This window comes from Micromonospora sp. WMMB482 (assembly GCF_019038635.1).
GTDB classification, from domain to species: Bacteria; Actinomycetota; Actinomycetes; order Mycobacteriales; family Micromonosporaceae; genus Micromonospora; species Micromonospora marina.
The window spans coordinates 3,918,454-3,933,361 of sequence record NZ_JAHOPD010000020.1; the positions used below are offsets into that span (position 1 = coordinate 3,918,454).

Annotated in this window: 11 protein-coding genes; 9 read left to right on the forward strand and 2 right to left on the reverse strand. The window is 74.1% G+C overall.

From position 1 onward, the window contains the following. Positions 1-19 precede the first annotated feature (19 nt). Genes dxr through ispG form a run of 3 tightly spaced genes read left to right on the forward strand, consistent with a single transcriptional unit; the run spans position 20 to position 3,660 of the window. Positions 20-1,234: a 1-deoxy-D-xylulose-5-phosphate reductoisomerase gene (dxr, locus tag KSK32_RS19675; RefSeq protein ID WP_216932525.1), complete on the forward strand. Its 1,215-nt coding sequence runs from the start codon at positions 20-22 to the stop codon at positions 1,232-1,234. Continuing rightward, the gene (locus tag KSK32_RS19680; protein ID WP_216932526.1) at positions 1,231-2,475 is read left to right on the forward strand and encodes an RIP metalloprotease; all 1,245 of its coding nucleotides are present in this window, start codon (positions 1,231-1,233) and stop codon (positions 2,473-2,475) included. The genes dxr and KSK32_RS19680 overlap by 4 nt, the downstream gene beginning before the upstream one ends. A gap of 9 nt (positions 2,476-2,484) precedes the next feature. Further along, the gene (gene ispG / locus KSK32_RS19685) at positions 2,485-3,660 is read left to right on the forward strand and encodes a flavodoxin-dependent (E)-4-hydroxy-3-methylbut-2-enyl-diphosphate synthase (RefSeq protein ID WP_216932527.1); all 1,176 of its coding nucleotides are present in this window, start codon (positions 2,485-2,487) and stop codon (positions 3,658-3,660) included. Positions 3,661-3,781: 121 nt separating this feature from the next. Here ispG and KSK32_RS19690 read toward each other — a convergent pair whose 3' ends face one another. Then, the gene (locus KSK32_RS19690; RefSeq protein WP_216932528.1) at positions 3,782-4,369 is read right to left on the reverse strand and encodes a PadR family transcriptional regulator; all 588 of its coding nucleotides are present in this window, start codon (positions 4,367-4,369) and stop codon (positions 3,782-3,784) included. 122 nt (positions 4,370-4,491) lie between these two features. On the opposite strand from KSK32_RS19690, the gene KSK32_RS19695 reads away from it, so the two are divergent. The 6 genes from KSK32_RS19695 to KSK32_RS19720 all read left to right on the forward strand — a co-directional run bounded on the left by KSK32_RS19695 (position 4,492) and on the right by KSK32_RS19720 (position 13,750). After that, on the forward strand, positions 4,492-5,718 hold the full coding sequence (locus tag KSK32_RS19695) for an MFS transporter (protein WP_216932529.1): 1,227 nt from the start codon (positions 4,492-4,494) through the stop codon (positions 5,716-5,718). Positions 5,719-5,782: 64 nt separating this feature from the next. Beyond that, entirely contained in the window at positions 5,783-6,622 is an 840-nt protein-coding gene (locus KSK32_RS19700) for a DUF4081 domain-containing GNAT family N-acetyltransferase (RefSeq protein WP_216932530.1), read from the forward strand. A gap of 93 nt (positions 6,623-6,715) precedes the next feature. After that, complete coding sequence (locus tag KSK32_RS19705) at positions 6,716-7,423, forward strand: ATP-binding cassette domain-containing protein (RefSeq protein ID WP_216932531.1); 708 nt, start codon at positions 6,716-6,718, stop codon at positions 7,421-7,423. Continuing rightward, on the forward strand, positions 7,420-9,570 hold the full coding sequence (locus KSK32_RS19710; RefSeq protein ID WP_216932532.1) for a YhgE/Pip family protein: 2,151 nt from the start codon (positions 7,420-7,422) through the stop codon (positions 9,568-9,570). The genes KSK32_RS19705 and KSK32_RS19710 overlap by 4 nt, the downstream gene beginning before the upstream one ends. A 10-nt stretch (positions 9,571-9,580) precedes the next feature. Then, on the forward strand, positions 9,581-10,174 hold the full coding sequence (locus tag KSK32_RS19715) for a TetR/AcrR family transcriptional regulator (protein ID WP_216932533.1): 594 nt from the start codon (positions 9,581-9,583) through the stop codon (positions 10,172-10,174). A gap of 90 nt (positions 10,175-10,264) precedes the next feature. After that, positions 10,265-13,750, forward strand: coding sequence for an ABC transporter ATP-binding protein (locus KSK32_RS19720; RefSeq protein ID WP_216932534.1), 3,486 nt, complete (start codon positions 10,265-10,267; stop codon positions 13,748-13,750). A gap of 86 nt (positions 13,751-13,836) precedes the next feature. On the opposite strand, the gene KSK32_RS19725 is transcribed toward KSK32_RS19720, so the two are convergent. Further along, positions 13,837-14,904 carry an NADH:flavin oxidoreductase/NADH oxidase gene (locus KSK32_RS19725; RefSeq protein ID WP_216932535.1) on the reverse strand — a complete coding sequence of 356 codons (1,068 nt, stop codon included), beginning with the start codon at positions 14,902-14,904 and terminating at the stop codon, positions 13,837-13,839. Positions 14,905-14,908 lie beyond the last annotated feature (4 nt).

A 14,908-nucleotide genomic window follows, 5' to 3' on the forward strand; every position in this document is an offset into this window, starting at 1 on the left:
GCTGGGGAACAATGGTCCGGTGACCACTCCCCGAGACCTCGTGCTGCTCGGCTCGACCGGCTCGATCGGCACCCAGGCCATCGACATCGTCAAGCGCAACCCGGACCGCTTCCGGGTGGTGGCGCTGGGCGCGGGTGGCGGCAACGTGGACCTGCTCGCCACGCAGGCGCTGGAGCTGGGCGTGGAGGCGGTCGGTGTGGCCCGCGCGTCCGCCGCGCAGGATCTCCAGCTGGCGTTCTACGCGGAGGCGAGCCGGCGCGGCTGGGCCACCGGCGACTTCAAGCTGCCGAAGATCGTGGCCGGGCCGGACGCGATGACCGAGCTGGCGCAGTGGCCGTGCGACGTGGTGCTCAACGGCGTGGTCGGCTCGCTGGGCCTGCCGCCGACGCTGGCCGCGCTGCACGCCGGGCGTACCCTCGCGCTGGCCAACAAGGAGTCCCTCGTGGCCGGCGGCCCGCTGGTCAAGGCCGCTGTCGCACGACCGGGGCAGATCGTCCCGGTCGACTCCGAGCACTCGGCGCTGGCACAGTGCCTGCGCGGCGGCGCCCGGGGCGAGGTACGGCGGCTGGTGGTCACCGCCAGCGGCGGCCCGTTCCGGGGACGGCGGCGCGACGAGCTGACCGCCGTCACGCCGGAGCAGGCGCTGGCGCACCCCACCTGGAACATGGGCCCGGTCGTCACGATCAACTCCGCCACGATGGTCAACAAGGCGCTGGAGGTGATCGAGGCGCACGAGCTGTTCGACGTGCCGTACGCCGACATCGAGGTGATGGTGCACCCGCAGTCGGTGATCCACTCGATGGTCGAGTTCACCGACGGCTCCACGCTCGCCCAGGCCAGCCCGCCGGACATGCGGCTGCCCATCGCGCTGGGCATCGGCTGGCCGGACCGCGTGCCCGCCGCCGCCGCGGCGGTCGACTGGACCGGCGCGCACACCTGGGAGTTCTTCCCGCTCGACGACGCGGCGTTCCCGGCGGTGGCGCTGGCCAAGGCGGCGGGTGAGGCGGGGCGCTGCCGCCCGGCGATCTACAACGCGGCGAACGAGGAGTGCGTGGCGGCGTTCGTCGCGGGCCGGCTGCCGTTCCTCGGCATCGTCGACACCCTCCAGCGGGTGCTGGAGGACGCTCCCGATTTCGGCGAACCAGGTACCGTCGAGGACGTGCTCGCCGCCGAGTCGTGGGCACGGGCGCACGCCCAGGAGATCATCGTCGGGTCGGTGGAAGGAGCTCGATGAGCTATCTGCTCGGGGTGGTGCTGTTCGCCCTGGCGATCCTCATCTCGGTGAGCCTGCACGAGGCGGGGCACATGCTGACCGCCAAGGCGTTCGGGATGAAGGTCACCCGCTACTTCGTCGGCTTCGGCCCGACGCTCTGGTCGTTCAAGCGGGGCGAGACCGAGTACGGCATCAAGGGCATCCCGCTCGGCGGCTTCTGCAAGATCGTCGGCATGACCCCGCAGGACGACGACGTCGAGCCGGGGGACGAGAAGCGCGCCATGTGGCGCTACCCGGTGTGGAAGCGGACGATCGTGATGTCCGCGGGTTCGATCACCCACTTCGCCCTGGCTCTGGTCGCCCTCTGGATCATCGCGGTGTCGGTCGGGCTGCCGAACCCGAAGTTCCCCACCACCGAGGCCGGCTACCGGGCCGAACCGGCGGTGATCGCTCCCGTCTCGTGCGTCACTGTGGACAAGGTCCGCGCCTGCCAGCCCGGCGACCCGGCCAGCCCGGCCGAGAAGGCCCAGCTCAAGGAGGGCGACCGGATCACCGCGGTGAACGGCAAGCCGGTCTCCACCTGGGGCGACATGCTCGACGTGGTCCGCGCCACCCCGCCCGGCACGGTCACCGTCACCTACCTGCGCGACGGCACGTCGCAGGACGCCAAGATCGACCTGGCCGCGGTGCAGCGTCCGCCGCTCGACGACCCGCAGGGCGCCACCTCGCCGGTCTCCGCGCTCGGCGTGGTGCTCTCGCCCACCACCCCGACCCGGGTCGAGTACGGCCCGGTCGCCGCGTTCGGCGCCACCGCCGACTTCACCGGCAACATGGCCGTGCAGACCGCGAAGGCCATGCAGCGCATCCCGCAGAAGGTGCCGGCGTTGTGGGACGCGATCACCGGCGGCGAGCGCGACGTGGACACCCCGATCAGCGTGGTCGGCGCCAGCCGGCTCGGCGGCGAGGCCGTGGAGAACAACGCCTGGCTGGTGTTCTTCATGCTCTTCGTGTCGCTGAACTTCTTCATCGGCGTGTTCAACCTGCTGCCGCTGCTCCCGCTGGACGGCGGCCACATCGCCATCGCCTGGTTCGAACGGGCGCGGTCCTGGCTCTACGCGCGCATCGGCCGCGCCGACCCGGGCCGCGTCGACTACCTCAAGCTCATGCCGTTCACGTACGCGGTGATCCTGATCGGTGGCGCGTTCACGCTGCTGACCGTCACCGCTGATGTCATCAACCCCATCACGCTCTTCTCAAGGTGAGTGCCTGAAGTGACCGCTGTCAGTCTCGGTATGCCCCCCGTACCGCCGCCGCCGCTGGCCCCGCGCCGGGCCAGCCGCCAGATCATGGTCGGTTCGGTGCCGGTCGGTGGTGGCGCGCCGGTCTCGGTGCAGTCCATGACCACCACCCTCACCGCCGACGTCAACGCCACGCTCCAGCAGATCGCCGAGCTGACCGCGTCCGGCTGCCAGATCGTCCGGGTCGCCGTGCCGTCGCAGGACGACGTGGAGGCGCTGCCCGCGATCGCCAGGAAGTCGCAGATCCCGGTGATCGCCGACATCCACTTCCAGCCGAAGTACGTCTTCGCCGCGATCGACGCCGGCTGCGCCGCGGTGCGGGTGAACCCGGGCAACATCCGGCAGTTCGACGACAAGGTCAAGGAGATCGCGCGGGCCGCCGGCGACGCGGGCGTGCCGATCCGGATCGGCGTCAACGCGGGCTCGCTGGACAAGCGCCTGCTGGCCAAGTACGGCAAGGCCACCGCCGAGGCCCTGGTGGAGTCGGCGCTGTGGGAGTGCTCGCTGTTCGAGGAGCACGGCTTCCGGGACATCAAGATCTCGGTCAAGCACAACGACCCGGTCGTGATGATCCGCGCGTACCGGCTGCTGGCCGAGAAGTGCGACTACCCGCTGCACCTCGGCGTCACCGAGGCGGGCCCGGCGTTCCAGGGCACGATCAAGTCGGCGGTGGCGTTCGGCGCGCTGCTGGCCGAGGGCATCGGTGACACCATCCGGGTCTCGCTGTCCGCCCCGCCGGTCGAGGAGATCAAGGTCGGCGCCGCGATCCTGGAGTCGCTGGGCCTGCGCGAGCGTGGCCTGGAGATCGTCTCCTGCCCGTCCTGCGGCCGGGCCCAGGTCGACGTCTACAAGCTGGCCGAGGAGGTCACCGCCGGCCTGGAGGGCCTGCCGGTGCCGCTGCGCGTCGCGGTCATGGGCTGTGTGGTGAACGGCCCGGGTGAGGCCCGCGAGGCCGACCTGGGCGTGGCCTCCGGCAACGGCAAGGGCCAGATCTTCGTCAAGGGCAAGGTCGTCAAGACGGTGCCCGAGGCGCAGATCGTGGAGACGCTGATCGAGGAGGCGCTGCGGATCGCCGACGAGATGGGCGCCGAGATCCCCGAGGAGCTGCGCGACCTGGTGCCGGGTGGCGCCACTGTCACAGTGCACTGATCCGCTCTCCGCGTCGCCGTGCGGCCGTCCCCGGCATCGGGGGCGGCCGCACGCGCGTTCGCGGACCGGTGCGCACGGCGTCACCGCGCGCCGGCTGTGACCGGGGCGCGCCGCCCGGTGCTCACTCGGACTCGGCGAGGATGGCGTAGAGCTTGCGCCGGGTCTCGTCGAGCACCTGCGCTGCGCGGGCGCGCTGGTCGTCGGTGCCGGTGGTCATCACCTGCCGCAGCGCCTGCATGGCCTGCGCGCCGGCGTCGCGGATGTCGTGCCAGCTGTTGACGGTCTGCTCGGCGAACTCCGCCCACGGCGGGGTCTGCGCCGCGCCGGTCGCCTCGGCCTGCCCCGCCTCGGTCAGTGCGAACCGCTTGCGCCCGCCCTCGGAGTCGGCGGCGGTCGCGATGACGCCCTCGTCCTCCAGCAGTTGCAGCGTCGGGTAGATCGAGCCGGGGCTGGGCCGCCAGGCCCCGCCGGTGCGGGAGTCGATCTCCTGGATCATCTCGTAGCCGTGCATCGGCCGCTCGGTGAGCAGGGCCAGCACGGCGCCGCGCACGTTCGGCCGCCGTCCGCGTCCCCGGCCGCCACGGCCCCGCCCGCGACCGTGCGGTCCGGGGGAGAAGGGCGGCGGGCCCGGGGGTACGGGCGGGAATCCGAAGCCGCCGTGGCGGCGCATCTCGTCGTGCACGGCGTGCATGCGTCGATGGAAACCCATCAGTCGTTCTCCTTCTGTTGGTGTATCGCTGATGCATCAACGATATATCGGCAATGCATCGCCGACAAGACATTACGTAAACGGGGCTGAAAACCGTACGTACGTCTTGCTATGGTGCCGGAGTGCGCCTGCTTCCCGAACCGGGCCCGTCCCGGACCCTCGCCCTCTCCACGCTCGTCAACACCGTCGGGCGGGGCACCTGGCTCACCGCCAGCGCGCTGTTCCTCACCCGGTCGGTGGGGCTCTCGGTGACCCAGGTCGGCGTGGCGCTCACGCTCACCGCGCTGGTCAGCCTCGTGGCGAGCGCGCCGATGGGCTACCTCGCCGACCGCCTCGGCCCGCGCGGCCTCCAGCTGGCCGCTCTGCTCGCCTCGGCCGGGTGCACGGCCGCCCTGGTCGCGGTGCGCTCGTTCACCAGCTTCCTGGTGGTCGGCGTGCTGATGGCGGTCGCCGACGCGGGCACCCGTGGCGCCCGGGGCGCGCTGATCGCCGGTGCCGTCCCGCCCGACCAGCGGGTCCGCACCCGTGCCTACCTGCGCGCGGTCACCAACGTCGGGATCTCGGTGGGCACGGTGCTGGCCGGGTTCGCGCTCGCCGCCGACACCCGTGGCGCGTACGTCACGCTGATCCTGCTCGACGCCGCCACGTACCTGCTGGCGGCAGCGGTGCTGCTGCGGCTCCCGCCGGTGCCGCCGATGCCCGCCCCGGCGCACGGGCCGCGGCTGATCGCGCTGCGGGACCGCCCCTTCCTCGCCTTCACCGTGCTGGACGGGCTCATGTCCATGCACTTCTCGCTGATCAACATCGCCCTGCCGCTGTGGATCGCCGGGCACACCACCGCCCCGAAGTGGCTGATCTCCGCCTGCCTGCTCGTCAACACCGTGGTGGTGATCCTGTTCCAGGTGCGCGCCTCGCGGGGCACCGAGGACCTGGCCTGCGCGGGCCGGGCCGCCCGGCGGGCGGGCGGCCTGCTCGCGGTCGCGTGCGTGCTGTTCGCGGCCGGTGGCGGGGTGTCGGTCGCGGTGGCGGTGCCGCTGCTGCTGGCCGGTGCGCTGGTGCACGTCGTGGGGGAGCTGTGGCACGCGGCGGCCGGCTGGGGCATCTCCTTCGGCCTGGCCCCGGCGCACGCGCACGGGCAGTACCAGGGCGCGTACGGGATGGGCATGCAACTCGGCTCGATGGTCGCCCCGGTGGTGGTGACCACGCTCGCGATCGGGTGGGGCGTCCCCGGCTGGCTGGTGCTCGGCGTGGTGTTCCTGCTGCTCGGCGCGCTGGTGCCGCCGGTGGTGCGGTGGGCCGCCCGGACCCGGCCGCCGGTGCCCGAACCGGTGCCGGCGGCTGCGGGCTGAGCGCCGTGCGGGAGGTGCGCGGTCGGCCCGCGCGCGCCGGGGTGGATCTGGCAGGCTGGTAGCCGTGCTCACGGTGCCGGTACGCCAACTGGGGGAGTCGGAGCGCCGCGCGGTCGAGCGGCTGCTCGATCTCGACCCGTACGCCGGCGCGCAGGTCGCCGAGCGGGTCGCGGCACGCGGGCTGGCGTGGTGGCGGGCCGAGGCACGGATCCTCGGGTACGGCTCCCGCCGGCACCTGGAGTCGATCTGCTGGCTGGGCGGCAACCTCACCCCGGTGCTCGCGTCCGAGTCGGCGGTGACCGCTTTCGCCGACCAGCTGAGCGCCGAGGAGCGGCTCTGTTCCTCGATCGTGGGCCGCGCCGACGCCGTGCTCGGGCTCTGGGACCGCCTCTCCGCCTACTGGGGGCCGGCTCGGGACGTACGCCCGAACCAGCCGCTGCTGGCCACGGACGCGCTGCCCGCCGTGGCGCCCGACCCGCAGGTGCGGCGGGTGCGCGGCAACGAGGTCGACCGGCTGTTCCCGGCGGCGGTGGCGATGTACACCGAGGAGGTCGGGGTGTCGCCGCTGGCCGAGGACGGCGGGCGCGGCTACCGGCGGCGGGTGACCGAGCTGGTGCGCGCCGGCCGCGCCTACGCCCGCTTCGTCGACGGGCGGGTGGTCTTCAAGGCGGAGCTGGCAGTGGTGACCCGGCGGACCGCGCAGGTGCAGGGCGTCTGGGTGGCACCGGAGTGGCGTGGCCGGGGCATCGCCACCGCCGCGATGGCCGCCGTGGTCCGCGACGCGCTGGCCCGGGTCGCGCCCACAGTGAGCCTCTACGTCAACGACTTCAACCTGCCTGCCCGCCGGGTCTACGAGCGCTGCGGCTTCCGCCCGGTCGGCACGCTCGCCACAGTGCTGTTCTGAGGATCACTCCCGTCCGACGTCCCGAACCGGACAGGCGGCGTTATGCTGTGCATGTTTTTATACTGACTAGTCAGTTCGGAATTCGGGGTCGTGATGAACATCGTCGAGGCCTGCGGCCTGGGTCTGCGTACCCGCCGGGGCTGGGTCTACCGGGATGTCGACCTCGCCGCCGCGAGCGGTGAGCTGCACGCCGTCACCGGCCCGCCCGGCAGCGGACGCACCTCGCTGCTGCTCGCGCTGGCCGGGCGCTTCCCGCACAACCACGGTGAGCTGCGCCGCCGCGGCCCGGCCGCGCTCGGGCAGGTGGCGGGCGTGCACGAGCCCGACCCGACACTCACCGTCGCCGAGCACATCACCGAACGGCTGCTGCTGCTCGGCCCGGTGCCGCGCCGCCGGCGCCGGCTCGTCCCGGTCGCCGCGATCCGGGCCCGCCGGGCCGACCGCCGCGACGCCTACGCCGCCGCCATCGCCGGCGCCGGGCTCACCGACGAGCCGCTGGACCCCGACCGGTACGGCCGCGACCTCACGCCGGTCGAGCGGCAGGTGCTCGGGCTGGTGCTCGCCAGCCTCGGCGGCCCCGGCCTGATCGTCGCCGACGACGTGGACGCCGGTGCCGACCGCCCCGAGCGGGAGTGGATGTGGGGCGCGCTGGAACGCCTCGCCGGCCAGGGGTACGCGGTGGTCGCCAGCGCCCGCGCCGTCGAACCCGGAGTCGCCGCCACCGTGCACCGCATCGGCGACCCGGCCCTGCCCGTCCCCGCCCTGACCGTCCCCACCGAGCCCGCCGAGGTGCCCGCATGAGTGTCCTGCGACTGGCCCTGTTCGAGCTGCGCCGGATGACCCGGGGCCGGCTGCCGCGCGCCGCCCTCGCCGTGCTCACCGTCGTCCCGCTGCTCTACGGCGCGCTCTACCTGTACGCGTTCTGGGATCCCTACGGGAAGATGGACCGGATTCCGGTCGCCCTGGTCGACGCCGACCGCCCGGCCACCGCCGGTGACGGCAGCGAGGTGCACGCCGGCCGCGACCTGACCGAGAAGCTGCTCGACCGCAAGGTGTTCGGCTGGACCGTCACCGACCAGGCCGACGCCTCGAAGGGGCTGCGCGACGGGCGCTACCACCTGATCTTCTCCATTCCGGAGGACTTCTCCGCCAGCCTCGCCGCCGGCCCGGAACCGGACCGCCCAGCCCGCCAGGGTGAGCTGAAGGTCGTCAACGACGACGCCACCAACTACCTCTCCGGCCTGCTCGCCCGGTCGGCGTTCAGCGAGATCCGGGCCGCCGCCGCGCAGAGCACCGCCGCCACGTACTTCGACCGGATGCTGATCGGCTTCACCGACGCCAAGGCCGAGACCGGGCGCGCCGCCGACGGCGCCGGGCGGATCGCCGACGGGCTCGGCAGCTCCCAGCAGGGCGCGGACAAGCTCGCCGACGGGCTCGGTGACGCCGGGAACGGCGCCGGGCAGCTCGCCGGTGGGCTGAACCAGTCGGTCCAGGGCGCGGACAAGCTCGCCAAGGGCCTCGACCAGCTGCGTACCGGCGCCGCCCAGCTCGCCGACGGCGCCGGGCGCGCGGCCACCGAGACCAAGGCCGCGGCGGCCACCGTGAACGCCGCCGCCGACACGTACGAGCCGGTGCTGCGCCGCAACGCCGACAGGATCGAGAAGGCGGCCACGCTGGTCGCCGACGGCGCGCAGCAGCTCGCCGCCGGCCTGGACGCGCTGCCGGGCAAGGCCGCCGAGGTGGTCGCCACCGCCGAGGAGGTCCGCGACCGGCTCGACGCGGTCGCGAAGGAACACCCCGAACTGGCCGACGACCCGGACTTCGCCGCCGCCCGCAAGGCCGCCGAGCGGGCCGTCACGCAGGCCCGCTCCGTGGTGGCCGCGCTGGAGGAGACCGACATGGCCACGTTGCGCAAGCAGATGACCGACGTGGCGAGGACCGCCCGCGAGGTCGCCGCCGCCGCGCCGCACCTGGCCGACGACGTCGCCTCCGCCCGCGCGAAGGTCAACGAGCTGGCCGGCGGGCTCGCCACGCTGGCCAGGGGCAGCGCCGAGCTCCGCGACGGGCTGGGCGACGCGTCGACCGGCGCGAACGAGCTGCGCGGCGGCCTCTACCGGCTCGCCACCGGTGCCCGCCAGCTCGACGGCGGCCTGGCCCAGCTCGGCAGCGGCAGCAACCGCCTGGTCGACGGGCTGACCCGGCTGGAGGGCGGCGCCGGCGACCTCGCCGACGGGCTCGCCGCCGGGGAGCGGAAACTCCCCGGGTACGACGACGCGGCCACTCGCGCCGGCGTCCTCGGTGACCCGGTCGGCCTGATCCGCGACTCGCAGAACCCGGCCGGCTCGTACGGTGTCGGCTTCGCCCCGTACTTCCTGTCGCTGGCGCTCTGGGTCGGCGCGATGATCACGTACATGCTGTTGCGGCCGGTCAACCGGCGGCACGTGATGTCCGGCGCGCCCGGCTGGCGGGTCGTGCTCGCCGGGTGGCTCCCGGCCGCGGCGATCGGCCTGGCCCAGGTCGCGGTGCTCTACACGGTGGTGACGCTGGCGCTCGGGCTCGACCCGCGGCACGGGCCGGCCACGTTCGGGCTGCTCGCTCTCACCTCGCTGGCGTTCACCGCGATCATGCAACTGCTCGGCGTGGCGCTCGGCCCGGCCGGGCGGCTGGCCGCCCTGGCGCTGCTGATGCTCCAGCTCACCTCGTCCGGCGGCACCTACCCGGTGCAGACCTCGCCCGGCTTCTTCCAGGCGGTCCACCCCTGGCTGCCGATGACGTACGTGGTGGACGGCCTGCGGCACACCGTCAACGGCGGTACGACCGCCCCGGTCGTCACCGCGGCGCTGGTGCTGCTCGCGTTCGGGCTGGGCGCGACGGCGCTGACAGTCGGCGCGGCCCGCCGGTCCCGCCGCCTGACCCCGGCCAAGCTGCACCCCGAACTGACCATGTGAGGATGAGCCGGTGACGGACGGACGGACGCGCCGGCGCGAGGACACCCGCCAGCGCCTCTTCGTGGCGGCGGTGGACCTCATCGCCGAGCAGGGCTTCTCGGCCACCACCGTGGACGACATCGCGGCCCGGGCCGGCGTGGCCAAGGGGACCGTCTACTACAACTTCGAGTCCAAGACCGTCCTGTTCGAGGAACTGCTGCGGCACGGCATCGGCCTGCTCACCGCCGAGTTCCGGGCCGCCGTCGACGGGCTGCCGCCGCTGGAGGCGCTCGGCGCGCTGGTCCGTGCCCAGCTGGAGTACATCCGCCGCTACCGCGCCTTCGCCCAGCTGCTGCTCTCGGAGATGTGGCGGACCAACCGGGAGTGGCAGCAGACGCTGCGGCTGCTGCGCGGCGAGGCCATCGCGGTGATCGCGGAGACGGTGCAGGCCGGGGTGGACAGCGGTGACCTGCCCGCCGACCTGGACGTGCGTACCGCGAGTTCGGCGCTGTTCGGCGTCGGGCTGGTGGTGGCCGTGGACTGGCTGGTCTTCTCGCCGGAGCGGCCGATCGACGAGGTGCAGGAGTCGCTGCTCGGCATCGTCAGGCGGGTCGCCCGGACCTGACCAAGGGCCGGTAATTCGGTTGAATCCGGGCTGCCGTGAGGACGAGGCTGGGGACACCGCCCCCACCGATCCGAGTCCGGAGGACCCTCCATGCGCCTGCTCCGAGATCTCTGGGCCACGGCGCCCCGGCGGATGGCGGCGGTCCTGCTGCTGATCGTGCTCGGCGCCGGTGGCCAGGCGGCCGCCGCCGCGCTGGCCGGGCCGGTGCTGGTGCACCGCTCGTCCGGCTGGTTCGTCGCGCTGGCCGTGGCGCTCGTCGCCGCTGTCGTCACCGACCTGCTGATCGGTCTGATCATGGCTCGGCTCACCGCCGACTGGTCGGCCGACGTGCGGCGGCGGCTCTGCCGGGTCGCGCTCGGCCAGGACCTGCCCACCCTGGAGACCACGCCGGTCGGCGAACTGCTCGACCGGATCGACAACGACGTCTACCAGGTCGCCGCCGAGATGCGGAACACCGGCGTACGGCTGGCGCAGGGTCTCGCGGTCTGCGCCCTGTCACTGGTGAGCGCGCTGATCGTCTGGTGGCCCGCGGGCATCGGCATGATCCTGCTCACCGCGCTGCTCGCGGCGACGCTGCGCCGCCCGACCGCCCGGATCGCCCCGGCCCGGATGGCCGAGGAGGAGGCGTGGTCCGACCTCGCGGCCGTGATGGAGGAGGCGGTGCACGGGCAGGACGACGTGCGCACCAGCCTCGCCCGGCCGTACGTGCTGCGCCTCTATGCCCGCCGCGCGGCCGAGGTGATCGCCAGGTGCGTCCGGGTCTTCCGGCTCTCCGCGCGGGTCACCGCGATCGCCGCCGGCGCGGTCGGGCTCGGCGTCGTGGGCGTGGTGCTGGGCGGCGCGTGGGCGCTGGCCACCGGCCGGGTGGACGCCGCGCGGCTCACCGCGATCTGGCTGCTGGCCGTCGCGTTCGGCGCGACTGTCGAGCAGATCGCCCGCTGGGTGCCGCACCTGCAACAGGCGTTCGGCGCCTGGGGCCGGGTGCAACTGCTTGCCGGATCGCCGCAGGAGCCGGACGGCGGGGCCGCCCCGGTCGACGGCGACCTGACCGTGCGCGGGCTCACCTACCGCTACCCGGCCGGCGGGGACGACCGCGGGCCGGCGCTGCGCGACGTGCGTCTCGACTTCGTCCGCGGGCGCTCGTACGCGCTCGTCGGGCGGACCGGCTCGGGCAAGTCGACGCTGGCCAAGGTGCTCACCCGGGCGGTGGAGGTACCGCGCGGCACGGTGTTCCTCGCCGGCACCGACCTGGTCGACCTGGACGTGGAGGAGCTGCGCCGGTGGATCGCCGTGGTGCCGCAGCGCACCGAGATCCTGGCCGGCACGCTCGCCGAGAACGTGGCGCTGTTCGATCCGGAGCTGCTGGCCGCGGCCGAGCGGGCGCTGGGCGAACTGGGCCTGGCCGGCTGGATCGCCGAGCTGCCCGACGGTGTGCACACCCGGCTCGGCGACGGCGGTCACGTGCTCTCCGCCGGGCAGGAGCAGCTGGTCGCGTTCGCCCGCATCCTGGTCCGCGACCCGCACGTGGTGATCCTCGACGAGGCCACCGCGCGGCTCGACCCGGTCACCGAGAACCGGGTACGAGAGGCCACCGAACGGCTGCTCACCGACCGGATCGGCATCGTCATCGCGCACCGGCTCTCCTCGGTGCGCCGCTGCGACGAGGTGGTGGTGATGGCCGACGGCGCGGTGCTGGAGGCCGGTCCGCTGCGTGAGTCGGCCCGTTTCGCCGAGCTGCTCGCCACCAGCCACGCCGGGGCGTACGCCGGGGTGGGTGCCCGGCGCGGCGGCGTGGACCTGCTCGACGTGCCCGCCTGGGACGACGCGCCCGCCACCCCGGCCGCGCCCGCGACCCGGCCGGCGGCCGTGCCGCGCGCCGACCCGCCACCGGCGCCGCCGTCGCCGCCCGCGCGGACCATGCGGGAGATCTTCCGGCTGGGCACCAACGACCCGCGGTACGGCCTGCTCTCGGTCGGCCTGTTCGCCGTGATGACGGTGCTCGGCCTGGACGGCGCGGTCCTGCCCTGGCTCTGGGCCGACCTGGTCGGCGGCGGCGACCCGTGGTTGCCGGCCTTGGGCATCGTGGCCGCGCTGCTGGTGGTGCTGCCGCTGCCGTACCTGACGAACCTGTGGTTCCCGCAGTGGTGGATCCGGCAGATGCTGCGGATCAGCGCCCGGCTGGTGCACGGGCAGACCGGCGCGCGCCGGGTCAGCGGGCACACCCCGGCCGAGGTGGTGGCCCAGGGCGGCGACACCGACCGGGTGGTGCGCCTGGCCGACAACCTGATGGACCAGTTCATCTCGCTGGTCGTCGTGGTCGCCATGACGCTGGTGACGGGCAGTCTCGTACCGGCGTTGTTCTTCGTCGGCACGATGGTGGTCTCCGGGCTGGCGGCGACGCTGTTCGGGCCCCGGCTGGAACGTACCGCGGCCGGCACGGTGAAGGCGCGCGCCGCGTTCGCCACCGCGCTGGTCTCCGCGCTGTCCGCCGCCCGTACGGTGAAGCTGGCCGGCGCGACCCGCCCGGTGCTGCGCCACCTCGCCCGGCTGGACGAGGTCCGCAGCGAGCGGCAGCGGCGCGAGATCGCCATGCAGGTGTGGGCGCGGTCCACCCCGTCGGTCGCCAGCGGACTGCTGCCGATCGGCGCGTGGGCGCTCTACCTGGCCGGTGAGCTGTCCGCCGGCGCCACGCTCGTGGCCGTCTCCACGCTCGGCGCGGCCCGCTGGTTCGCGTGGACCACCGCGTCACTGGTGTCGCAGTACCCGTCGGCGCGGGTGTGGACCAGGCGGACGGTGGCGATGACCGGCGAGGCCGTGTACGCGGCGCCGGTGCCCGGCCTCGATCTGGTCGCCGGCACCGCGCCCGCGCCCGAGCCGCCGCCCCGGCGCCCGCTGTGCCGCCTGGAGCTGGCCGGCTTCGGCGCGCTGCACTCCGACGGCACGCTCGCCGTCCGCGACGTCGACCTGGTCGTCGAGCGCGGGCAGCTGGTGCTGGTCGTCGGCCCGGTCGGGTCCGGCAAGTCGTCGCTGCTGCGGGCGCTCGCCGGGATCGTGCACCACGTGGGCGAGCTGCGCTGGAACGGCGACCCGGTCACCGAACCGGAGATGTTCCTGCGCCCCAACCAGGTCGGGTACGTGGGTCAGCTACCACGGGTGCTCTCCGGCACGGTGGCCGACAACATCGCGCTCGGCCACCAGGTGGACGCCGCGGGGGCGGTCTCGACCGCCCAGCTCGAACACGACCTGGCCGCGGCCGGGGGCGGGCTCGGGCTGCTGATCGGGCACAAGGGCACCCGGTTGTCAGGCGGTCAGCTCCAGCGGCTGGCGCTGGCCCGGGCGCTCGCCCGGCGTACCGAGCTGCTGGTGGCCGACGACGTGTCGTCGGCGCTGGACGTGGGCACGGAGCTGGCGCTGTGGGCGGCGTTGCGCGAGCACGGGGTCACAGTGGTCGGCTCGACCGCGAAGCGGGCCGCGCTGGTGCGGGCCGACCGGGTGGTGGTGCTGATCGACGGCACGGTGGCCGACCAGGGCGCCTGGACCGACCTGGAACCGCGCTGGAACCACCTGGCCGGCTGACCGCTCGGGACTCCCCCGTCGATCATGAAGTTGGCGGCGACAAATCGGACGCAGAACGCCGCCAACCTCATGATCGACGCGCAAGGTCAGAAGGCTCGGGTGTACTGGGCGGGCCAAGTTGGGGTGGCGCCCAGCTTGGCTGCCGCGCGGTGGGGCCAGTACGGGTCGCGCAGCAGCTCCCGGCCCAGTAGCACCAGGTCCGCCTCGCCGCCGGCCACGATCTGCTCGGCCTGCTCGGGCTCGACGATCAGGCCGACGGCGCCGGTCGGCACCCCGGCGTCGCGGCGGATCCGGGCGGCCAGTGGCACCTGGTAGCCCGGCCCGACCGGGATGGAGGCCTGGACCGCCGCGCCGCCGGAGGACGTGTCGACCAGGTCGACTCCGGCGGCGGCCAGTTCCCCGGCGAGCACCACGCTGTCCTCGGCGGTCCAGCCGCCGTCGGTCCAGTCGGTGGCGGAGATCCGGGTCAGCACCGGCACCGACTCGCCGACGGCGGCGCGTACCGCGCGGGCCACGTCGAGGGTGAGCCGCATCCGGGCGGCCCGGTCACCGCCGTAGCCGTCGTTGCGCCGGTTGGTCAGCGGGGACAGGAACTCGTGCAGCAGGTAGCCGTGCGCGGCGTGGATCTCCACGGCGGCGAACCCGGCGTCGAGCGCCCGCCCGGCGGCGGTGGCGAAGGCGTCCACCACGGCCGCGATACCCGCCTCGTCGAGCGCGGTGGGTGTGCGGTAGTCCGGCACGAACGGCTGGTCACCCGGGCCGACCGGGGTCCAGCCGCCCTCGGCGTCCGGCACGCCGCCGCGGGCCGGCGCCCACGGCCGGTACGTGGACGCCTTGAACCCGGCGTGCGCGAGCTGCACGGCCGGCACCGCGCCGTGGGCGGTGACGAACGCGGTGATCGGCCGCCACGCGTCGACGTGCGCGCCGGACCAGAGGCCGGTGTCCTGCGGGCTGATCCGGCCCTCCGGCACCACAGCTGTCGCCTCGGTGATGACGAGGCCGGCCCCGCCGACGGCGCGCGAGCCGAGGTGGACGCGGTGCCAGTCGGTGGGCAGGCCGTCGGGCCCGGCGCTGTACTGGCACATGGGCGCCAGCGCGATCCGGTTGGGCAGTGTGACGCCGCGCAGGGCGAGCGGGGTGAACAGGGCGCTCATTGTC